The sequence below is a fragment of the Micromonospora sp. NPDC005324 genome, from assembly GCF_040607155.1.
GTDB classification, from domain to species: domain Bacteria; phylum Actinomycetota; class Actinomycetes; order Mycobacteriales; family Micromonosporaceae; genus Micromonospora; species Micromonospora trifolii.
This window is the reverse complement of record NZ_JBEXGE010000004.1, coordinates 176,374-197,679: the sequence shown is the minus strand read 5'-3', so window position 1 is coordinate 197,679 and position 21,306 is coordinate 176,374. Positions and strand designations below refer to the sequence as shown.

Below are 21,306 nucleotides of genomic sequence, written 5' to 3'. Positions count from 1 at the left end.
GAATGTAGGAAGGTCGATGAGCCGGTGGGCGACAGGCGGATGAACAGTGCGTCCCGGCAGGCGAACACCTCGGTGTTGTCAGCCCGTTCATCCGACCCTCGCCGGGATGCCACCCGCGGTCCGTTGTGCCTCCTCCACTGGGTACGGACGATGGCTGCCCGTCGACCGCCGATCCGAGGAGATGCTCGTGTACCTGTCGACCGTCTCCCGACCGGTCGCCGACGAACCCGGATCGGGGCCCCGACGCCGCCGGTTCGCGATGGTCAGCGGCAACGTCGTCGCGCTCGGCACTGTCAGTCTGATCACCGACGTGTCGGCCGAGATGGTGGCCGCGGTGCTGCCGCTCTATCTGGTGCTGGGCCTGCACCTCAGCCCGGTGGCGTTCGGCGTGCTGGACGGCGTCCACACCGGCGCCACCGCGCTGCTGCGGGTCGTCGGTGGTTTCGCGGCCGACCGGTTCCGGCGGCGCAAGCTGATCGCCGGCGTCGGGTACGCGCTCTCGGCGGTCGCGAAGCTCGGCCTGCTGCTCGCCGGTCGGTCGATCCCGGCGATCGGCGCCGTCATCGCCGTCGACCGGATCGGCAAGGGGGTGCGCAGCGCGCCGCGCGACGCGCTGATCACGCTCTCCACGCCCCCTGAGGCGCTGGGTCGGGCGTTCGGGGTGCACCGGGCGATGGACAGCGTCGGCGCGTTCCTCGGGCCGCTCGCCGCGTTCGCGGTCCTGCTGGTCGTCGGGCAGTCGTACGACGCGGTCTTCGTCACCAGCTTCTGCGTCGCGGCCCTGGCCGTGGTGGTGCTCGTGCTCTTCGTCCGGGAACAGCCGGACGGTGCGTCGGCGGGCGGTGCGTCGGCGGGCGAGACCAACGACCCGAAGGTGTCCGTCCGGGAGGCGTTCGGGCTGCTGCGCGTCGGACCGGCCCGGCGGCTGGTGCTGGCCGCCGCGATGCTCGGGCTGGCCACCATCGGCGACGGCTTCGTCTACCTGGTGCTGCAACGCCGGATGGACCTCGGCCTGCGCTGGTTCCCGTTGCTCGCGGTGGGGACCAGCCTGGCGTACCTGCTGCTCGCCGCTCCGCTCGGCGTACTCGCCGACCGGATCGGTCGCCTGCCCGTGGTGATCGGCGGTTACACCGCCCTCGGTGCGACGTACCTGCTGCTGGCCGGCCCGGTCGACGGTTGGCCGCTGATCGTCCTGGCGCTGACGCTGTACGGCGCCTTCTACGCGGCCACCGACGGCGTGCTCATCGCGCTCGCCGCTCCGGTGCTGCCGGCGCGCCTGCGGACCACCGGAATCGCGTTGGTGCAGACCGGGCAGGCGCTCGCGTACCTCGTCTCCTCCGTGCTGTTCGGTCTGGCCTGGCAGGCGTGGGGGCCGGAGAACGCGATCCGCGTGGCGGCCGTGGCCGTCGCCGGCGTCCTGGTCGGCACGCTGCTCCTGCTGGCCTCCCCGTCCCGACTCACCACCCGGAAGGTGCCACGATGACCGCGATGTCGACCCGAGCGAAGCTGGGCGTGGTGGTCGCCTCGGCCGTGCTGTTGGGCACCGTGGCGGCCGGCTACGCCGCCACGGCCGCGCAGGCTCCCCGGACGCCGCCACCCGCCGGCGGCGAGCAGGCGGTCACCCTGGCACCCGGGCCGCGCCTGCTGGCGATCACCGACCGGCACGTCTCCACCGTCGCCGCCACCGACCCCGCCGGGCCGCGAACCGTCGCCGGCCTGGAGTGCCTCCGGGTGTACGCGGCGGCTGGCACCGGGGTCTGCCTGAAGCCGGAGACCGCGTGGTCGTACCAGGTTGTCGTGCTCGACGCGACGCTGCGCCAGACCCGGGCGGTCAGTGTGCCGGGGCTGCCGAACCGGGCCCGGGTCTCGGCCTCCGGCCGGATGGTCTCCTGGACGACGTTCGTCGGTGGCGACTCGTACACCTCCAGTGGCTTCTCCACCCGCACCGGGATCCTCGACACCCGCACCGGCACCACGATGGCCTCGCTCGAAGAGTTCGCGATCACCCGGGACGGCCGGGGCTACCGCAACGCGGACGTCAACTACTGGGGCGTCACCTTCACCGCCGACGACAATCACTTCTACGCGACGATGGCGACCGGGGGCAGGAGGTATCTCGTCCGGGGTGACCTCGCCGCCCGCACCGTCGAGACGCTGAAGGAGAACGTCGAGTGCCCGTCGCTGTCACCGGACGGCACCCGGCTCGCGTTCAAGGAGGCGGTCGACGCCGACCCGGCGAAGGGCTGGCGGCTGTCGGTCCTGGACCTGTCGAGCATGCGGGTCACCGCGACCGCCGAGGTCCGCAGCGTCGATGACCAGGCCGCGTGGCTGGACGGCGGGAAGCTGGCCTACACGCTGCGCCGGGACGACGGCCAGCCCGACGTCTGGAGCGTCCCGGCGGACGGGTCCGGCACGCCGACGCTGGTGATCCCCGGCGCCGAGTCGCCCTCGCCGCTCACCTGACGGTCCGGCCGCTTGCGCCGGCGGTTCGGACACCTGAACGCCTTGGCGCGGACAGCATTCCGTCATGTCGGATTCCGCCGCGCAGCCATCGCCGTTCATCGACGTTCCCGAGGCTGTTGACCATGACAAGGCTGAGCCGTCGCATCTTCGTCCTTGGTGGACTGGTGACCGCCGGAGTCGCGGTGACACCCCGCCAGGGTGCCCGCGCCGCGGCGCCGTACCCCTTCAAACTCGGTGTGGCATCCGGTGATCCGGCACCCGACAGCGTGGTCCTCTGGACCCGGCTGGCACCATCCCCGCTCAACGCCGACGGGCAGGGTGGCATGGCCAACGCCGACGTGACAGTGGAGTGGCAGGTGTCCACCACCGACCGGTTCACCTCGCTGGTCGCCTCCGGCTCGGTGGTCGCCCGGTACGCCGACGCGCACTCCGTGCACGCCATCGCGGGCGGGCTCGCCGCCGACTCCGACTACTATTACCGGTTTCGGGCCCAGGGCCAGATCTCGCCGGTCGGGCGGACCCGGACCACCCCGGCGCCCAGTTCCTTCGGCCGCGACCTGGTGATGGCCTTCGCCTCCTGCGCCCACTACGAGGCCGGCTACTACACGGCGTACCGGCGGATGGCCGAGGACAACCCGGGCCTGATCCTGCACCTCGGCGACTACATCTACGAGGGTGGCGTCGGCAGCTCCACGGTGCGCCAGCACGTCGGCGCCGAGATCGTGTCGCTGGCCGACTACCGCCGTCGGTACGCGCTGTACAAGTCCGACCCGGATCTCCAAGCGGCCCACGCGGCGGCACCCTGGCTGGTGGTGCCGGACGACCACGAGGTGGAGAACAACTACGCCAACATGGTCCGCAACGACAGCAGCCCCACGCTGACCGCCGCCCAGTGGACCGCCCGGCGCACCGCCGCGTACCGGGCCTACTACGAGAACATGCCGCTGCGACCGGCGTCCGCCGCCAACGGCAACAGCATCCCGCTGTACCGGCGCGTCCGGTGGGGGCAGCTCGCCACCTTCCACATGCTCGACACCCGGCAGTTCCGCGACGACCAGGCCTGCGGGGACGGTTGGAAGGTCTGCGCCGACGCGGACCTGGCCTCCCGGTCGCTGACCGGCGCCAGCCAGGAGGCGTGGCTGCTCGACGGGCTGGCCCAGCGCTACGGCACCTGGGACATCCTCGGCCAGCAGGTCTTCTTCGCCCAGCAGCTCGACGCGAACGGGGCGGCGAGCATGGACGCGTGGGACGGCTACCGGGCCTCCCGCAGCCGTATCCAGACCGGCTGGCAGCAGCGTGGGGTGCGCAACCCGCTGGTGCTCACCGGCGACGTGCACCGGTCGTGGGCCAACGACCTCAAGGCCGACTACGCCAACCCCTCCTCGGCCACCATCGGCACCGAGCTGGTCTGCACCTCGATCAGCTCGACCGGCAACGGCAGCGGCAGCACCACGGTCCCTAACGCGGCGGCCAACCCGCACCTGAAGTTCTACTCGGACCGGCGCGGCTACGTCCGTACCACGATCAGCCGCAGCCAGGTCCGCGCGGACTTCCGCGCGGTGAACACCGTGACCGAGCACGGCGCGGCGGCGTCCACAGTGCGCTCGTTCGTCATCCTCGACGGCCAGCCCGGCCTGCAGGCCGGATAAGGGAGAGCGCCACCATGACCGTGACAACCGCACTGCTCACCGCGTCCCTGCTGGTCCCGAACGTGCTCCTCGGCCCGACCGCGATGACCGCCGAGGCGGTCACCTGGACCACCGCGAACAGCGTCGCCACCGGCGACCAGGACCTGCCCTCCATCGCCATGAACCGCAACGGCCACGTCGCCGTGGTCTGGGAGGACGACCGCGACAGCACCGCCCCGGAGGACGACACCCACAGCGAGATCTACCTGCGGCTGTTCCGCGACGGCACACCCGCGTACGAGCTGAAGCTCTCCACCGGAGGAACCAGCGGAGCCGCCTGGCGGCACATCAGTCCCGACGTGGGGCTCGACGACCGGGGCAACGCCGTGGTGGTCTGGGCGGCCGACGGCGACGGTAACGGCGTCTACAACATCCAGTACCGGGTGGTGTCGCCCACCGGCGCGGTGCTCGGCTCGGGGCAGGCCAACGCCAACGACGCCGGGCAGCAGATCTGGCCGAAGGTCTCGGTCGACCCGGACGGCGCGCCCACCAATGCCGCCGCCGTCGGCTTCACAGTGGTCTGGGAGGATGTGCAGGGCACCGCTCCCGCCACCGTCAAGGCCGCCGGCTTCACCGCCGCCACCACCAAGGCGTACGAGGTGACGGCCTCGCAGACGACGGGCACGCACCACCGCCCCGACGTTGCGGTGTCCGCCTCCGGTGAGGCGCTGGTGGTCTGGGACGAGGACGCCGACGCGAACGGCTCGTACAACATCGGGCTGACCCGGCTGGCCCGCTCCAACGGTGCCGTGGCGCTGTCGCGGCGGACGGCCAACGCCCAGAGCGGCGGACAGCAGCAGCGTGCCTCGGTCGCGGCGAACTTCGCCGGGGACTTCACCGTCGGGTGGGAATCCGACCACACCGGCACCCGGGGTGTCTGGGCCCGATCGTTCACCGCTGCGGGCACGGCCCGGCACGACGAGGTCCCGGTCTCCACCGGAACCGGTGCCATCGCCCCGGGGGTCGGCATCGACGACCAGGACAACGTGGTAGTGGGCTGGACGGTGTCCGGCGCCAACCCGGACGTCTGGGCGCGGGGCCTCAACCCGGACGGCACGTCCACCGGCCGGCTGGCGGCCCAGGCGCTGAGCCAGACCACGACGGGTCGCCAGGAGCACTTCGCGGTCGCCGCGTCGCCCTGGGGCGAGGTGAGCGTCTGCTACACCGACGACAACGACGGCAACACCTTCGACCAGGTGCTCCTCGGCCTGGGGACGACGAACTCCACCTGGCTGATGTCCGCCGACGAGCTGCGTCGGCTGAAGGCGCGGGCGGGCGTCACGACCCACTGAGCCGGTCGTGGCCCGGCTCGCCGCTGGCCCGTGCCACCCCGTCGTCCCCGTCACCGGACGACGGGGTGGCCACCGCGCGCAGAGTGATCGAGTGATCGGTGTGGTCGACCTCGAACAACGTCTCGGCCGGGAAGGTCGCCAACGTCTCGGGCGGCAACTGGATCGTGCCGTCGCCGGCCACCACTGCGAAGTCCCGGCCGTTGCGCCCCTCGGCGCCGACCCGGCCGTCCCGGATGGTGACCGCTCGGCCCAGTTGGGCGCCCACCTCGCCGTCGTGGGTCACCACGACCACAGTGGTGCCCCGCTCCGCGTTGACGGTGGCGAGTGCCGCGAGCACCTCGTCCCGACCGGACGCGTCGAGCTGGCTGGTCGGCTCGTCGACCAGGAGCAGCCCGGGCCCGGCCGCGAGCCCCTGCGCCAGAGCGGCCCGCTGACGTTGCCCCGGGGTCAGGTCGCCCACCCGCCGAGCACCCGCGCCCGCGAGACCGACGAGGTCCAGGATCGCCTCCGGTGGGTCGAGCCGGCGCCCGGCAATGCGTGCCGCGGGTCGCTGTGCCAACCAGATGTTGCGCGACATCGACACGTACGGCAGCAGGTTGCGTTCGGCGCCCTGCAACACCGTGCCGACCGTGGCCCCGCGAAGGGCCGCCAGGCCCTTGGACGAGAGCCGCGACAGCTCATGGTCGCCCACGTACACGCGGCCGGCAGAGGGTTGCATGAGCCCGCCGAGGATCGCCACCAACGTGGACTTTCCCGAGCCGGACGGCCCCACCAGCGCCAGCATCTCGCCGGCGGCGATTCGCAGGTCCACGCCGGAGAGCGCGACCACGTCGCCGGTGCCTGTGGAGTAGATGTGGATCAGCCGATGGCAGGTGACGGCCACACCCCCGGCAGAGCTGGTCGTCGGCCCGCCGCGCGGCGCGGAGGCCATCGCCTCGTCCTGCGGCGTGGCGGTCATCGGCTGCTCCGGCGGCGTACCGAGGCGGCGACGACCCGACCGAGCACGACCGCCGTGAGGGCGAACAGCGCGATGGTGGGCACCGTGAACATCAGCAGACGGCCGACGTCTGGCCAGTCGGGCACCGGGACCGGCGAGCGGCCGTCGCTGAACAGGCGCTGCCCGCCCCGGGTGAGCAGCCAGATCACCAGGGTCGCGAGGCCGCCCGACACGGCGGCGACCGCGACCGGCCACCCGTAGCCGCCCCGGACGGCGCGTGGCGGCAACCCCTGCCGACGCAGCGCCACCAACATGGCCACCCGGGCACGCTGCTCGGCCGCCGCCATCGCGATCAGGCCGGCCGCTCCGATCAGCACACCCCCCAGCGCGGCGAACAGGTTGAAGCGCAGGGCCAACGCCGCACCCTGCCGATCGAAATCCTGCCGTACGCCGGCGGTCGTCCGCTCGGACTTGACGACCAGACCCTGGGCGCGAAGCCGATCGAGGACGTCGACGGGAGCTGACCGCGTCAACCAGACCTCCTCGTTGCCGCTCTGGCTGGCGACGGCGAGGCGATCCGCGTACTCCAGGTCGACGACCAGGCCCGACCCACCGAGCCGGGGCAGACGGCCGGCCACGCCACTGACCGTCGCCATGGTCGGTGTTCCGTCGACGCCGTCGTACGGATGCGCCCCACCGAGCGGCGTTCCGACCGATCGGGTCAGATAGCCGGGGAGGGGGAACGGCGCATCGACAACAGCGATGCCGGCCGGCGTCGCACGCCGGTTCTCCGTCACCGTGAGGACCAACGCCGCATCCGTTCCGCTCGCGGCACCGAGGAACGTGTCGTCCGGGTCGGACAGCCGCCACCGCTGCAGGTCGGCGAACTGTGCGCCGGTCAGCACCACCGTGTCGCGTCCGCCGTCCTCATCGCTGCTGCGCAACTCCTCGAAGCGGACCTCCAGGTCTCGGGAGACCACCGGAGCAACGATTTCGACCTTGATCACTCGGCATCCCTGCGCGCACTCGGGCACCTCAAGGGGGTAGGCCTTGCGGACGGGCTCGATGTCCTCGCGGGGGAGGACCACTCGGGTGCCGTTGGCGCTGGCGACCGTGACCGCGAGGCGGACCCGATTCCCGGCGAAGGCCTCGGCGTCGAAGCTGGCGGAGAGGACCATGGTGAGCAGTCGCCCCCGGACGTACAGCGGCTCACCGGGCGCGGGTGGGCGGATCTTCCGCGCGACGTCCGCCAGGGACATGCCGTAGGACGGATGCGGCGTCGCCACCGTCGCCAGGCGGTCGGAGTCCACCGCGAGCAGCGGTGTGCCGGCCTCGGAGGACGCGGTCGTCACCACGGCGGCCATCGCGAAGCGACCCTCGGGATCAGCGGCCCGCACGGCAGCCAACAGGTGCGAACGGGACGTCGCGTCGACCTGGACCACGCGTGGCGCGCCGACCTCGACGACTGCCCGGTCGCTGTAGGCGACCGACGCCACCTCGCTCGTCGCGGCGGTGAAGGCGAGCATCGCGACGACCACGGTGAGCAGCGCGATCAGGGGTCGGAAGCGTGGTTGCCGAGCCACCTGCAGCAGGGCGAGACCGGCGGCCGTCCGGCCGCGCGCCAGTAGCGCCGCGCCCGCCGCCCCGCCGATGATCATCGCGACCCGCGACAGCAGCACACCCGCGGCGAGCGCCCCGACGACCGGTGCCACCAGGGCCAGCCCGCTGGGCGGTCCGCCGGAGCGCACCTGCACCACGGCCGCCGCGGCGACGGACACCGCGACGAGGTCACCGATGGTCGCCCGCCACCCGCGGATCCGTGTCGGCACCCGACGCAGCAGGTCGACGACCGACGCGGACAACATTCGAGCCTGTGCCAGCAGCACCGCGGCGAGCGCGCCGGCCGCGCCGACGGCGGCGAAGCCGATCACTGTGGCGTCCACAGTGACGTCGGTCCGCGCCGGGAGGGTGTGCGCGGCGAGCAGCGTGGTGGCGGCGACGCCGAGCAGGCAGCCGAGGGGGATCGCGATCAACACGGGTACGGCGTGCTCGCCGATCGCCAGCGCCCACAGCCGTCGGCGCTGCACCCCACGGAGCAGGAGCAGGCCCTGCTCCGGCCGTCGCTGGTCCGCCGCTGAGCTGACCGCGACGAAGAGGACCAGCCAGCAGAGCAGGACGAGCAGCCCGGCGCCCAGCGTCACGCCGTCGGCCAACTGCCCGCGTTGCAGGGCCACCCGGTCGAGCAGGCTGGACAGGCTGGTGCCGCCCCCGAGGCCCTCGCGGCTTCCGTCGCGCGTCACCACCGTGACCGCGGAACGCAGGTCCGCCACGGACCGGGTGTCGAACAGGCGCTCGGTGACGTAGAGGTCGGCCGTCGACCGATACAGGATGGCCTGGTCGTCGGTCAGGGGCGCGGCCTCGGCGGTGAAGATGGCGTCCTCCGCGCTGCCCACGGCCGACGTGCTGGTCGGGCCCGCCACGGCCGGTCGGATGTATTCCGCGCCCAGCCAGAACGGATCGCTCGCGTCCAGCGGTTGGTAGATGCCGGCCACCCGCACCGGCACCGCGCCGAACGTGAACTGGTCGCCGACGGCGACACCGAGACGCGCGGCGGTGTGGGTGCCAACCATGACCTCGGGGAGTTGCCCCCTTGAGGTGGCCCGGGGGCAGGCGCCGGCCACTGTGACCCGCTCGCAGACCCCCGTCCGGAAGACCAGGATCGAGGTCACCGTCCCGGCCCGACCGGCGGCGACGCCACCACTCTGGGCACCCAGCACTACCTCGAAGCCGGCCGGCGTCAGTTTCCTGACCGTGTCGGCGAACGGCGTCCGTGCGGGGTCCCCGGGCACCCCCGGATATTCGACGGGATCGGCGAGCCGCAGCCGAAGCTCGTTCGGCGTCGCCCTGGAAACCTCGTAGCGGGCCAGGGCCTGGCCGGCGGCGGCACCATAACTCGGCGCGGTCGCTGCGGCGGCACTGGCGAGCACCGCGAGCAGGAGCACCGCCAACGCCTGCGCCCGGCGGGCCGCGATCGCACCCCAGATGACGGTCAGCATTGACCCCGAGGCTATCGAGCCGTTCGCCGGCTCGCCGCCCCGTGCGACCGGACCGAGACCTACCGGTTACCGGAGTCCTCAGTCGCGGAGGATCTCCGCCCGCCCCTCGACGAGGTGCAGCTCCGCTTCGCAGGCGGCGGCCACCTCCGGGTCGTGAGTGGCGAACACGACGGCCGCGCCCCTGCGCGCCTCGTCGTGCAACAGGTCCAGCACCCGCTTCCGATTGCCCGCGTCCAGTTCGCTTGTCACCTCGTCGGCCAGCAGCACACGTCCGCGCAACGCCAGGCCCCGGGCAACCGCCGTACGCTGTTGCTGGCCACCGGACAACTCCTCGACGAGCTGGTCGGCCTGGCCGGCGAGGCCCAGCAGATCCAGCATCGCGGCGGTCTGCTGGCGGGCCTCCGGCGCTGCCACGCCGCCAGCGACCAGTGCCACCTGCAGGTTTTCGGTCGCGGTCAGGATCGGGGCCAGGCCATTGTCCTGCGGGATGAGGACGATCCGATGCTCGACCCCGTGATCACGGTCGCGTAGCGCCTGCCCGTCGACTGTCACCGCGCCGTCGCGTGGGCGCAGCAAGCCGGCCATCGCGTGGAGCAGGGTGGTCTTGCCGGCACCTGACGACCCGGTCAACGCCAGCACCCGACCCGGGCGGACCGTCACCGAAACCTCCCGGAGGACGGCCGGCGCGTCGCCGTAGCCGACCGAAACCCCGTGCAAGCTCAGCATGTGCCACCGCCCCTCCCCGGCACCGATGATGCGCAGACTGCCACGGCGAGCGGGAGTCGCACAATCCCGTCGATCCGCTGGCGGTAAGACGCGGTCACTCGGCGCGGGTCAACCGCTCGTAGAGGACCCCGGCGACCAGCGACGGGATCAGCCGAAGAGCAGGTCGAGGTGGGCGTCCAGTGCGCCCAGCGCCTGTTCGGCTGTGTACTGCCCGCCCAGCAGGTAGACACCGAGCCCCTCCATCAGCGCCAGCAGGCCGGCCGCGGCGGCGGCGTCGTGGCGGTCGGGCAGGACGCTGGCGATGAAACCGGTGAACTGCGCCGTGTCCTCGTGCAGGCTGGGCGCTGCCGATGGTCGCACCGCCGTGTAGGCGAGGAACGCGAGTGCCACCCGCCCATTGTCGCGGGTGCCTTCGTCGAGCGGCAGCAGCGCGGCGAGCATCGTGCGCAGCAGCAGCCGAGGCGACGGGGTCTCGCCCAGCCGTGCCACCGCCTCGGTGACCCGTAGTTGGCTGCGCTCACGCACCACGCTCAGCGCGAACGCCATCATCTCGTCCTTGGTCCGGAAGTAGTGCTGGACCATCCCGGCGGACACTCCGGCCTCGGCGGCCACGTGTCGGAGGCTGACGGCCTCCAGGCCCTGATCCGCGGCGACCCGCATCAGCGCGTCCGCGATGAGGGTGCGTCGCTCCTGGTGATCGACCTTCTTGGGCATGGCCTCGATCGTTTCACAGTGGGTGGCCCGGACACTCCGCCAGCGCGGCGGTCACCGGCTGACGGTGTGGCTCACCGGGGTGCCCCGCGCGCTGCGCAGCAGGGCGTCCGGGTCGTCGGCGTACAGTCGCAGCTCGTTCATCGGCGTGGACCCGGTCTTCGGCAGGTCGAAGGTCAGCGGCCGGCGCAGCAGGACGTCGACGCTGGTCTGGCTGCCGACCGAGATGGACACCACCCGACGGTCACCCTCCTGCTCGACCTGCACCGACCTGCTCGACGGCAGCGAGCGGTGGCGCTTGCGCAGGGCCTCGACGTCCGTCCACGGGATCCAGATGTCGATGCCCCAGCTCAGCCGCACCCGCAGGCCCCGGTCGCCCACGACATGCGGGTGGATGGTCATGCTGGCGAACAGGCCGATCATCCAGAGCAGACCCCAGATGCCGAGGCCCAGCACGATCCAGCGGGCGGGCCGCCACGGCACCACGTGGGTGACCACGACGTCGAAGATCGGGATCTCCACTACCGACAGGCCGATGAAGATGCCCAGGATCGGCTTGACCACGCCGAGATAGCCGAACGGCTCGTCGCCGGGCCCCAGCGGTAGCGGGCGTCGCCGCGCCCACACGTACAGGCTGCGCCACGTCGCGGCCTCGGCCTCGGCCGCCCGACGCAGCAGCGGGCCCACCCGCGCCCTGGTCGGTGTCTTCGTGTCGGTCATGGTCGTCCTTCTCGCTCGGTGGGGCGACGGTCAGTGCAGCGTGACGGTTCCGGCGGCACCGTCGACGGTGACGAGTTGCCCGGTGGAGATGGTCCGGGTGGCGTCCGGCACGCAGATGACGGCGGGAATGCCGTACTCACGGGCCACCGTCGGGCCGTGCGCCATGATCGCCCCGGTCTCGGTGACCAGCGCCGCCGCGGTGAGGAACAGCGGGGTCCAGCCGGGGTCCGTGGTCGCGGCCACCAGGACGTCACCGGGCTCGACGTGGGCGGTGCCCGGGTCGTGCACGACCCGGGCGGGGCCGGTCACCCGGCCCGCCGACGCACCCACCCCGGTGAGCGTCCCGTCGCCGGCCGCGGCCGCCGGCAGGACGGCCTCGACATCCGTGCCGTCGGAGAGCAGTGCCACCGGCACCGTCCGACGCCGCAGCTCCCGGCGGTGCACCGCCCGTCGGGCGGTGACGGTGTCGCGCAGATCAACACCCTGGTGTACGGCGGTGTGCACCTCGTCGAGGGTCAGGAACATGATGTCGTCCGGCTCGTCCAGCAGGCCGGAGCCGTGCAGGTCGGCGCCGATGAGCAGGAGTTGGCGGCGGGTCTCGCGCAGCGGGTACAGCCCGGCGAACTTGCCGGCCTCGCGCAGGCCGGCCAACGATCGCGCCCGGCGCAACAGGAAACCGGCGATCCTGCCCCGAACCGGCCGCCGACGGCGAGCCCGCGTGACCAACTCGCGCAGCGCTGTCTCCGCCGCCGATGCGGCCCGCTGGAAGCGCTGGTCGGGGCCCTGTTGCGGATCGGTGACCCGCAGGTAGTTGGCGACCGCGGCGAAGACCGGCGTCGGGTCCTCCGCCCAGCGCGGCACCCCGAGGTCGACTTCGGCGACGCCCCGGTGACCGTAGACGTCCAGGAAGGCCGCCATGCCGATGTCGGGCAGCGTGCCGCGCAGGTGGCGTGCGGCCAACTCGGCCGGTGGGGTGTCGAGGAGAAGCTGGCGGTGCTCGCCCACGCCCTGGGCGAGCCGCCACAGGGCCAGGTCCATCTCGATGGTGACGTTGTGCGGCATGCCGCCCAGCACGGTGTGGATCTCGTCAGGGCCGGCGACTCCAGTGAGCAGCGTGCTCGGTAGGGCGGCGGCGAGCATTCCGGCCACGATCGGCCACATGATCGCGTCGGCGCTGTCGTCAGTGTCGTCCTCCTGCGCCTGCACGAACCGCAGCCGGTCGGCGGCGGTACGCAGGTCGGCGGGGGCGGCCGAGCGTATTCTCAGCTGCTCGATCGCCTCGAACATCCGGGCCCGCGCGGCCTCGGGCCGGGCCAGCGCCCGCAGGATCCCCAGCACCGCGCGGCGGGCGGTCCGCAGCGACGCGGCCCCCGGCGCTCCACCGCGCCGGGCGCCGCCGCTGGTCGGGGCGAACCGGGGATCGGCCAGCACGTGCTGCATCACCGCCTGGGCGCGCGGCCCGAAGTCGACAGCCAGGAGCTTCACCAGTCGCTTGCGGGACGACCGGTCGCGCGCGAGGTCGGTCAGGTCGCCGTAGAGGCGGCCGCCGATGTCGACGATCTCGACCCGTACCCCGAGCGCGGCGAGCATCGCGGCGATCTGCGTCCGCAACGTCGACATGCCCATCGGGGTGACCGGTTGCAGCATGCCCTGGACGTGCCCGAACTCCAGGTAGACGCGGGGGAGGGGCTTCTCGCTGCGCGGTGGGGCGGGGAACAGGCTGGTGATCGGCCGGGACTGGAGGAGCCACAGCACGTCGTCCGCGTCGGTCGCCCACTCGACGTCCTGTGGGCAGCCGAAGTGGGCCTGCAACCGCTCGCCGGTGGCGCGGAGGCGGGCCAGTTGGGTGGACGTCAGGCATCCGGCCTCGGCGCGCGTGACGTCGTCGAGGATGTAGTGGTCGACGGCCGTGGCGCCGTCCACCACTGTCGTGCCGAGGCCGGGCGCGGCGTCGACGGCCATCTCGTCGCGGCGGCCGGTCAGCGGGTTCGCTGTGAACAGCACTCCCGCCACAGTGGGTGTGACCATGCGCTGTACGACGACGGCCATCCGCACCGTTTCATGATCGATGCTGCGGGCGTCGCGGTACGCGGTCGCGCGGTCGCCGTGCAGCGAAGCCCAGCATTTCTCGATTGCGGCGATCAGCTCGGCGGTGCCGGTGACGTTGAGGACGGTGTCCTGCTGCCCGGCGAAGCTCGCGTCCGGTAGGTCCTCGGCGGTGGCGCTGGAGCGCACCGCCACCGGGCCCTCACCGAGCCGCTGGTAGGCGGCGACGACGTCGGCCGTGGGGACGACGCCGAGCCGGTGAGCCTCGGTGGTGACGCAGAAACCGTCGGGGACCTGCTCGCCGTGCCGGATCAGCTCGCCCAGCCCGGCCGCCTTGCCGCCGACCAGGGCGGTCATGGCGGCGGTCACCTCGGACAACGCGATCACGTACATGACGGCCCACTCTCTTTGCAATACGACTGCATTGCATCTCACGGTATCTCTTTCACGGTGCGACTGCAATGTCACTGCTCGAGGGTGCGACCTCGGAGCCGACATGTTGCCGGGATCTGCCATGCTCGGGCCGGTGACGCCCGGCCGCCCGACCAGAGCCCGTTCCCACCGCCGCCCTCGAAGCCGTGCCATCCGTGTCCTCCTCGCGCTCGTCGCGGCGGCGGCGGTCCTGGGCGTCGCGGTGGTCGCGGTGCCGATGCTGCGACCGGCCGGGCCGCGCCCGCTCTTCCAGATGCCGGTGACCTGCGGCGAGACGTGGCAGCTCAGCACCTACCCCGGTCACGACGACTACGACGTCGACTTCTTCCCGACCGAGGGCGAGACGTGGGGGCGGCCGGTGCTCGCGTCGTACGCCGGCACGGTCACCGTGGCGGGCATCAACGGCTCGCTGGGCGGTCGCAACCCGGAGAACCCGGAAGGCCCGCGGGGGCGCGGCGGCGGCTACTGGGTGAAGATCGACCACGGCGGCAAGTGGGAGACGCAGTACCTGCACATGCTCGAACCGCCGCTGGTCACTGTCGGTCAGAAGGTCGCCCAGGGTGACCAGATCGGGCGGCTCGGCAGCACCGGCAACTCCGGGGCGCCGCACCTGCACTACGAGCAACGCCGCGGCTGGGACAAGGTCGAGACCCACTTCGACGGCACGCCGTCGGGCATCACCACCGACGAACGCGAACAGATCCTGCGGCGGGTGAGCAACAACTGCCCGGCCGTCTCCTGAGGACGGCGGTTTGCCCGGCCCGGCTCTGGGCACTGATTGGGGAGACAGTTCAGACGCAGGGAGGGAGCCGGTCATGGCCAAGGGTGATGTCGACACGTACCACGAGGACGGGCAGTGGAAGAACAAGCCGGAGGGCCACGAGCGGGCCACCAGTACGCATGACGTGAAGGCTGACGCGCAGGCCCAGGGTCGCGAGATGGCGGCCGACCGCGGCGTCGAACACGTGATCAAGAAGCAGGACGGCACGATCGGGGAGAAGAACACCTACCCCCGCAGCCGTGATCCTCGGGACATCGAGGGCTGACAGTTTCCAGTCTCAGCGGACCGACCTCCCCCGGCGTGACCGAGGAGGTCGGTCCGCTTTTGCGCGGCCGGAACCGAGCCGGCTTTATCCCTGTAAGAGAAATATGGGCGTTTTAGGGGGATATAGTCCAGCTCGGGACTGGAGTGCAAGCTGGGAGTGGACATGTCGTTTCGGGGCCGGCGTCGTCCGAGCAGCATCGCAGCGCTGGCGGTGGCCGTGACCGTTGCAGTTCTCGCGGTCGCACCGCGTCCGGCGTCGGCGGCCGGGTCCGTCCTGTTCGACCAGCCGTTTCGCAACAACACCGCGAACGGCATCGGCGCCGTGGCGGTGCCGGGCGTGCCCGTCGCCCTCGCGACCAACGCCGCCTGTCTGAGCGCGGCCGGCAACTCGACCACCGGACCACTGCTGAGTTGCACCACGTCCACAGACCCGCAGGGCTCCGGCAAGCTGCGCCTCACCCCCGCCACCCTCAACCGGGAGGGTGGGGTGTTCGGGGCGGTGGGCGTACCCACCTCGCAGGGACTGCACGTCACCTTCAACACCTACCAGTACGGCGGCATCAACCCGGGGGCGGACGGCGTCGCCTTCGTCCTGGCCGCCGTCGACCCGGCCAACCCGAGACCCCCGTCCACCCTCGGCCAGCCGGGCGGCTCGTTGGGCTACTCGGCGGCGTTCAACGGCGCGTCGGCGGGCCTCTCCAACGGCTACCTCGGCGTCGGGCTGGACGTCTTCGGCAACTTCAGCAACAGCACGTACCAGGGCACCGGCTGCACGAACCCGCCGTACATCTCGACCACCAACGGCCGGGTCCCCGGCCAGGTCGTGATCCGTGGGCCGGGCCGCAACTCGGTCGGCTACTGCGCGATCAACAGCACCGCCACCAACACGTTGTCGGCGGCACTGGCGCTGCGTGCCGCCACCCGTGCCGCCTCGGTGGTGCCGGTCGAGGTGGTCGCCAACACCACCTCGTCACCGTTCACCACCGACACCGGCATCACCGTTCCGGCCGGCGAATACCGGGTCAGGTTCACCCCGGTCGGCGGCGCGGCGCGGACCCTGGCCGGCAGCCTCCCGGTCGTGTCGCCCACCCTGTACCCCTCACCGACCTGGCTGAACGCCAACGGCTACCCGCGGCAACTCGCCTTCGGTTGGGTGGGCTCGACCGGCGCGGTCACCGACTTCCACGAGATCGACAACGCGCGGGCGGTCAGCTTCAACCCGGTACCGGACCTGAACGTGTCGCAGACCAGCGCGGTCGGGGCCAGCCCGCAACCCGGTGACCCGGTCACCTACTCGATCACCGCCGGGGTCGACGTCGGCGCCACCGAGACGTCACCGATCTCGGTCACCCAGACCGTGCCCGCCGGTGTCGTCCCCCGTGCCGCGTACGGCTCCGGCTGGGTCTGCGCCGCACCGTCCGGACAGACCATCACCTGCACCAACAGCAACGGCCCGTTCGCCGGCGGCACCTCCCTGCCGCCCATCACCGTCGTCGCGACGGTCACCGGCACCGGCGTGACGCCGACGCAGATCCAGACCGCGACGGTGGCGACCTCGTCGTCGATCGACGCGAACCCGGGCCTGGCCACCAGCACCACGCCGGTCGCGCCGGCCACCGCACCCAGCGGCGTGACCGTCACCCCGGCCCAGAGCTCGGTCTCCGGGGGCATCCCGGTCACCGTCGGCGGCAGCAACCTCACCGGAGCGACAGCGATCAGCATCGGTACGGCCGCCGAGCAGCAGGCCGGCACGTCGGTGCTGCTGGTGCCGTGCACCTCCGGCCCGGCCGCCGGCTGTTTCACAGTGAACCCCGACGGCACCCTCGCCATCTCCGCCATGCCCGCCCGGTCCAGCCCGGCGACGGTCACTGTCAGCGTCGTCACCCGAGGCTCGGCCGGATCGGCGAACTTCGTCTACGCGTCCACACCGGGCACACCGACCGCGCCCACAGCGGTCGCGGGCGTCACCAGCGCCACAGTGAGCTGGACCGCGCCGGCTAACAACGGCAGCCCGATCACCAGCTACCTGATCACCCCGATCCGGGACGGCGTCACCCAACCGACGGTCACCTTCGACGCCTCCACCACCAGCCGCACCCTGACCGGGCTGACGGCCGGTGCGTCGTACACCTTCCGGGTGGCGGCGGTGAACGCCTTCGGGACCGGCGCGGCAAGCCCGCCCTCGGCGGCGGTGGTCCCGTACACGCTGCCGGGAGCGCCGACCAACACCTCGGCCACCGCCGGAACCAACGCCGCCACGGTGAGCTGGACGGCCGCGGCCAACGGGGGGTCGCCGATCACCGGTTACACCGTCACGCCGTATCTCGGCGCGGTGGCGCAGACACCCCGGGTGTTCAGCGGAACCGCCACGACCCAGATCGTCACCGGGCTGACCGCCGGCGCCACGTACACCTTCCGGGTGGCCGCGACGAACGCCGCCGGGACCGGCCCACAGTCGGCCCCCTCCGCGTCGGTCACTGTCAACGCGCCGCCGACGCTGACCTTTCCACCGCCCCCACCCGGCAAGGCGTACGACCCGTACCAGTACCAGTTCACTGTGAACGGCGGCACGGGCCCGTTCGCCTGGTCGGTGAGCGCCGGGAGCCTGCCCGCCGGGCTGACCCTCGACCCGGTCACCGGCCTGCTCTCCGGCACCCCCACCGTCGCCGGGACGTACCCGTTCACCGTCCGGGTGACCGACTCGTTCAACCAGGCGGCGACCCGACCGGTCGAGCTGGTCATCACCCCGCTCGGCGGGCTCTCCATCAGCGTCCCGGCAATCTCGCCACTCGGCACCGTGACCTCGGGGACGACAGGCGTCTCGGGCCAACTCGGCCCGGTGACTGTCAGCGACGACCGCGGGCCGTTCTCCGGAAACTGGGTCACCGTCGTCTCCAGCACGAGCCTGACCACAGGCTCCGGCTCGGGTGGCGAGACCATCCCCAACAGCAACATCACGTACGCCTCCGGGCCCCTCCTTGCCAGCACCGGCGTCGGATCCTTCGTCCCGCAGCCCGGGGCGGTGCTGAACACGCCGCGTACGGCCGCCGGGTGGTCCGGCCAGACCGGAGGCCCGAACTCCGCCACCTGGAACCCCACCCTGTTCGTGACCCTCCCGTCCGGGCTGGTGGTCGGCGACTACGTGGCGGTCGTGACCCACTCCGTCATCTAGCCCCCGCCCCCGCCCCCGCCCCCGGTCGATCATGGAGTTGTGGTGGGGGCAAATCGGCTTGTCGTTCTCAAGTCAGGCACCACAAGTCCATGATCGACTCTCTGGACGATGCTGCCCGGCCGTTCCGGAGGGAACGGCCGGGCAGGTTGTGTGGCTGGGGCGCTGGTCAGGCCAGCTGGGTCCGGTGCCGGCGGACGAGGTACCAGCCACCAAGGGTGACCAGCACCAGCAGGGCGACCCCGCCGACCGTGTAGACGAGCCAGCTCGGCCCGCTGGACGTCGCTACCGTCATCGGCGCCGCGACGGGGAGGACGATCTTCCCGGTCGCGGTGCGTTCCACGGTGCCGCTGGCGAGCTTCGCGTTCACGTCCCAGGTCCCGGCGGGTAGGGCCTGGTTGACCTCGATCCGAACCTGACCACTCTGGCCGGGCAGGATCGTCACGCCGTTTGTCACCTTGAACGGGCCGGCCTGGACCGTCGCCTTGGTCAGCGACAGGGTGCCGGTCATGTCCAGCGCGCGTTCGCCGGTATTGGTGACCTTCGCGGTGACCACGGGGAACTCACCGGTGCCGGGCTCCGCGGCCAGCCCCTCGATCCGGAAGTCCGTCGGCGGCTCACCACCCGGACCGATGTCGAGGTAGACCCGGATGCCCACCCGGTGGATCTGGGTGACGTTGCCGGTGCGTTCCTTCGCGCTGGTGACCTGGGCCCAGATCGCGGCGTACCGCTCGCCCTTCGATGCCTTCTTCGGCACGGCGACCTCGACCTCGACCGGTCGTCGCTCGCCCGGGTCCAGCTCCATCGTCGCGGTCTTCAGCCGGATCCACCCGCTGAGTTCGTTGCCCGTACGCCCCTCGGGCACTGTGAAGGCGTTGTTCTCGACGGATGCCGCGCCGGAGTAGAAGTCGATCTTCTGCGTCTCGTCCGAGGTGTTCTGCACCTCGACCCGGCGGTTGATCGTCGTCCCTGGCTTCAGGTGATCCACGATGTAGACCTGGGCCCGGGGATCCTGCACTCGGCTTGCCGGGATGTCGAGCATCCGGATGCTGATCGCGGCTTCCTCGGCCGGGTCCTGTCGCTGCTCCCGCACGGCAACGGCTGGTGCCGCCGAAACCCCGAGCGCCACGAGGGCGACCGAGGCCAGCAGCACCAGCCGGCCGAGCGGCTCAGAACACCGAATGTGTCACCGTCCCCGTGTAGACACCCTGGACGGTGCCGACCGGGATGTTCACCGAGAGCGTGGGGTTCCAGGTGGCGAAGTTGTTGCCGGTGCCGCCGGTGTGGGTCATCGCCGTCCGTGGAACGTTGATGATCACCTGCTGGGCGGCGGTGGGCTGGCCCGGCGTGAAGGTGCCGCTACCGGCGGTCGCAGTGGTGGGGCCCGACCAGTACAGGACGTTGATGTTCGGGATCGTCTCCCCGGACGAGCCACCGCCGGTGACGAAGTCGGTGGAGATGACGTTGGCGGTCCAGTTGGGGGTGAGCGAGCCGCGCTGGTCCAGCACGGTGACCGGGCCGAGCTGACCGGTTACGGTCGAGCCCTCCACGCCGTGACCGATGTTCGCCGTCGCCGGCACCGTGATCGACAGGCCGCCGGCTGCGTCGACGGTGAGGGTCACGATCGTGTCGCCCGTCGTGTCCGCGGCGGCCGGTCCGGCGAGCGCGACGACGGCAGCGACACCGGCCAGGCCCGCGAGAATCTTTCTACGCATCGAGTCTCCTTTGTCCTAAAGAACCCTGAGAAGCACTTAAGAGACTAACTGCGCAAAACGCCCATAAAGGCCCGAATAGCGCGAGCGTCACCCGGTGGGCGTCCGCTGATCGCGGCAAGGGCTCGGCGCCGTGTCGGCCGCCGAGCCCCGCGAGCAGATTCAGGCCGCGACCACGTACGGGAACGTGGCGGAACGGGCGGCCTTGGTGACCTCCGAGGTGAGGCCGGCCGTGGTGCCGGTGTTGAGGACCAAAGAGAACATCACCTCGGGCGCGTTGTCGGCCAGGGTGCGCCCGTTGCGCACCGCGAAGCCGAAGTTCGCGGCCGTGCCGACCTTGTAGGACAGCAGGTCGGGGTAGAGCTGCCGGGCGACGCTCCAGCCGTACGCCTGCGGATCCGGTGCTGTGCCGTTCGCCTTGACCACCCCGGCGACCGCGTTCGCGATCTCCTCGCCGCCCTCGGTGAGGTCGGTGCTGGGGTGCCGGAAGTTGGCGGGGTCGGAGAAGTCGGTGTCGTGGGGCCAGAAGATCGGCCACATCATGGGGTGGCCGGCGCGGTTGATCTGCCGCCATCCGCCGGCGTCGGTGGCCAGCATGGTGCGACACCACACGCCGATCTCGGTGCCGTCGCGCAGCAGTGGCTCGTCGTGGGAGACCTCAAGGACGATCGACTCGACGGTGGTGCCGGCGAAGCTGTTCTTGGCCTGGTCGACCCGCCAGGCGGAGCGGTCCACCCGCGAACCGTTCTTGACCGCGCCGTTGATGGTGGCGAGTTCGTCGAGGTCGACGAAGAAGGGGTCGGTGATCCGGCCGGCCCAGATCCGGACGTTGCCACCGGTCGTCACCTCGCCGGTCCGCCCCTCGGCGACGGGGGTGCCCATCGCGGCGTCGTCGCGGGCATCCGCCCCGGTGAGCTCGTACAACTGGAGGGCCTGCCGGGCGTCGCCGTCCGGCTCGCCGAAGGCGAACCGGTAGGTCAGGTCCTCCACCTCGGTGCCGTTGATGTGAATCTTGATCTCGTAACGCGCCTCGGCGTGGAAGCCGCGCTTGATGTCGGCCTTGGTCACCGAGCTGTTGACGTCCATGACGAACACGGTGGCGCGGTCACCGTTGAAGACGTACAGGTCGTCGATGTACAACTGGCCGCCCTGGGCGGCCAGGGGCGTATCGAGGTGGTGCGACATGAGCTCACTCCCGGAACTGCCGGATTCTGGACTAATCCGAACATAGTGGGCGTAAGCCGAGCCTCCCCGACCATTGAGGTAATCCGGTTCGACGAGGTGAGCGGAGGCCCTCCAACGGCGGTGG

General features: G+C 71.7%; 16 protein-coding genes. 7 read left to right on the top strand and 9 right to left on the bottom strand.

Annotation, left to right across the window (positions count from 1 at the left end):
• Positions 1 to 187 precede the first annotated feature (187 nt).
• From ABZS40_RS06065 to ABZS40_RS06050, 4 genes are all read left to right on the top strand, one after another.
• The gene (locus ABZS40_RS06065) at positions 188 to 1,483 is read left to right on the top strand and encodes an MFS transporter (RefSeq protein ID WP_354942254.1); all 1,296 of its coding nucleotides are present in this window, start codon (positions 188 to 190) and stop codon (positions 1,481 to 1,483) included.
• Positions 1,480 to 2,463 carry a hypothetical protein gene (locus ABZS40_RS06060; RefSeq protein WP_354942253.1) on the top strand — a complete coding sequence of 328 codons (984 nt, stop codon included), beginning with the start codon at positions 1,480 to 1,482 and terminating at the stop codon, positions 2,461 to 2,463. Before ABZS40_RS06065 ends, ABZS40_RS06060 begins: the two co-directional genes overlap by 4 nt.
• Before the next feature lie 122 nt (positions 2,464 to 2,585).
• Positions 2,586 to 4,112, top strand: coding sequence for an alkaline phosphatase D family protein (locus ABZS40_RS06055; protein WP_354942252.1), 1,527 nt, complete (start codon positions 2,586 to 2,588; stop codon positions 4,110 to 4,112).
• A gap of 14 nt (positions 4,113 to 4,126) precedes the next feature.
• Positions 4,127 to 5,443 carry a hypothetical protein gene (locus ABZS40_RS06050; protein WP_354942251.1) on the top strand — a complete coding sequence of 439 codons (1,317 nt, stop codon included), beginning with the start codon at positions 4,127 to 4,129 and terminating at the stop codon, positions 5,441 to 5,443.
• On the opposite strand, the gene ABZS40_RS06045 is transcribed toward ABZS40_RS06050, so the two are convergent.
• The 6 genes from ABZS40_RS06045 to ABZS40_RS06020 all read right to left on the bottom strand — a co-directional run bounded on the left by ABZS40_RS06045 (position 5,430) and on the right by ABZS40_RS06020 (position 14,032).
• Entirely contained in the window at positions 5,430 to 6,374 is a 945-nt protein-coding gene (locus ABZS40_RS06045) for an ATP-binding cassette domain-containing protein (RefSeq protein ID WP_354942347.1), read from the bottom strand. The two genes, ABZS40_RS06050 and ABZS40_RS06045, sit on opposite strands and share 14 nt — an antisense overlap.
• Before the next feature lie 23 nt (positions 6,375 to 6,397).
• Positions 6,398 to 9,436: an FtsX-like permease family protein gene (locus tag ABZS40_RS06040; protein WP_354942250.1), complete on the bottom strand. Its 3,039-nt coding sequence runs from the start codon at positions 9,434 to 9,436 to the stop codon at positions 6,398 to 6,400.
• Between the two features lie 78 nt (positions 9,437 to 9,514).
• On the bottom strand, positions 9,515 to 10,162 hold the full coding sequence (locus ABZS40_RS06035) for an ATP-binding cassette domain-containing protein (protein WP_354942249.1): 648 nt from the start codon (positions 10,160 to 10,162) through the stop codon (positions 9,515 to 9,517).
• A gap of 147 nt (positions 10,163 to 10,309) precedes the next feature.
• Positions 10,310 to 10,876: a TetR family transcriptional regulator C-terminal domain-containing protein gene (locus ABZS40_RS06030; RefSeq protein WP_354942248.1), complete on the bottom strand. Its 567-nt coding sequence runs from the start codon at positions 10,874 to 10,876 to the stop codon at positions 10,310 to 10,312.
• A gap of 51 nt (positions 10,877 to 10,927) precedes the next feature.
• Positions 10,928 to 11,593 (bottom strand): hypothetical protein, encoded by a 666-nt coding sequence (locus tag ABZS40_RS06025; RefSeq protein WP_354942247.1) that lies wholly within the window; start codon positions 11,591 to 11,593, stop codon positions 10,928 to 10,930.
• 30 nt (positions 11,594 to 11,623) lie between these two features.
• Positions 11,624 to 14,032: a PEP/pyruvate-binding domain-containing protein gene (locus ABZS40_RS06020; protein WP_354942246.1), complete on the bottom strand. Its 2,409-nt coding sequence runs from the start codon at positions 14,030 to 14,032 to the stop codon at positions 11,624 to 11,626.
• A gap of 121 nt (positions 14,033 to 14,153) precedes the next feature.
• Between ABZS40_RS06020 and ABZS40_RS06015 the strand changes: the two genes are divergently transcribed.
• The 3 genes from ABZS40_RS06015 to ABZS40_RS06005 all read left to right on the top strand — a co-directional run bounded on the left by ABZS40_RS06015 (position 14,154) and on the right by ABZS40_RS06005 (position 18,288).
• Positions 14,154 to 14,813 (top strand): M23 family metallopeptidase, encoded by a 660-nt coding sequence (locus ABZS40_RS06015; RefSeq protein WP_354942346.1) that lies wholly within the window; start codon positions 14,154 to 14,156, stop codon positions 14,811 to 14,813.
• Positions 14,814 to 14,886: 73 nt separating this feature from the next.
• Positions 14,887 to 15,117, top strand: coding sequence for a DUF2188 domain-containing protein (locus ABZS40_RS06010; protein ID WP_354942245.1), 231 nt, complete (start codon positions 14,887 to 14,889; stop codon positions 15,115 to 15,117).
• A 162-nt stretch (positions 15,118 to 15,279) separates the two neighbouring features.
• Complete coding sequence (locus ABZS40_RS06005; RefSeq protein ID WP_354942244.1) at positions 15,280 to 18,288, top strand: fibronectin type III domain-containing protein; 3,009 nt, start codon at positions 15,280 to 15,282, stop codon at positions 18,286 to 18,288.
• A gap of 166 nt (positions 18,289 to 18,454) precedes the next feature.
• On the opposite strand, the gene ABZS40_RS06000 is transcribed toward ABZS40_RS06005, so the two are convergent.
• The 3 genes from ABZS40_RS06000 to ABZS40_RS05990 all read right to left on the bottom strand — a co-directional run bounded on the left by ABZS40_RS06000 (position 18,455) and on the right by ABZS40_RS05990 (position 21,182).
• Complete coding sequence (locus ABZS40_RS06000; RefSeq protein WP_354942243.1) at positions 18,455 to 19,438, bottom strand: hypothetical protein; 984 nt, start codon at positions 19,436 to 19,438, stop codon at positions 18,455 to 18,457.
• A 16-nt stretch (positions 19,439 to 19,454) separates the two neighbouring features.
• On the bottom strand, positions 19,455 to 20,000 hold the full coding sequence (locus ABZS40_RS05995) for a hypothetical protein (RefSeq protein ID WP_354942242.1): 546 nt from the start codon (positions 19,998 to 20,000) through the stop codon (positions 19,455 to 19,457).
• Between the two features lie 159 nt (positions 20,001 to 20,159).
• Entirely contained in the window at positions 20,160 to 21,182 is a 1,023-nt protein-coding gene (locus ABZS40_RS05990; RefSeq protein ID WP_354942241.1) for a DUF4331 family protein, read from the bottom strand.
• Positions 21,183 to 21,306: the final 124 nt, after the last annotated feature.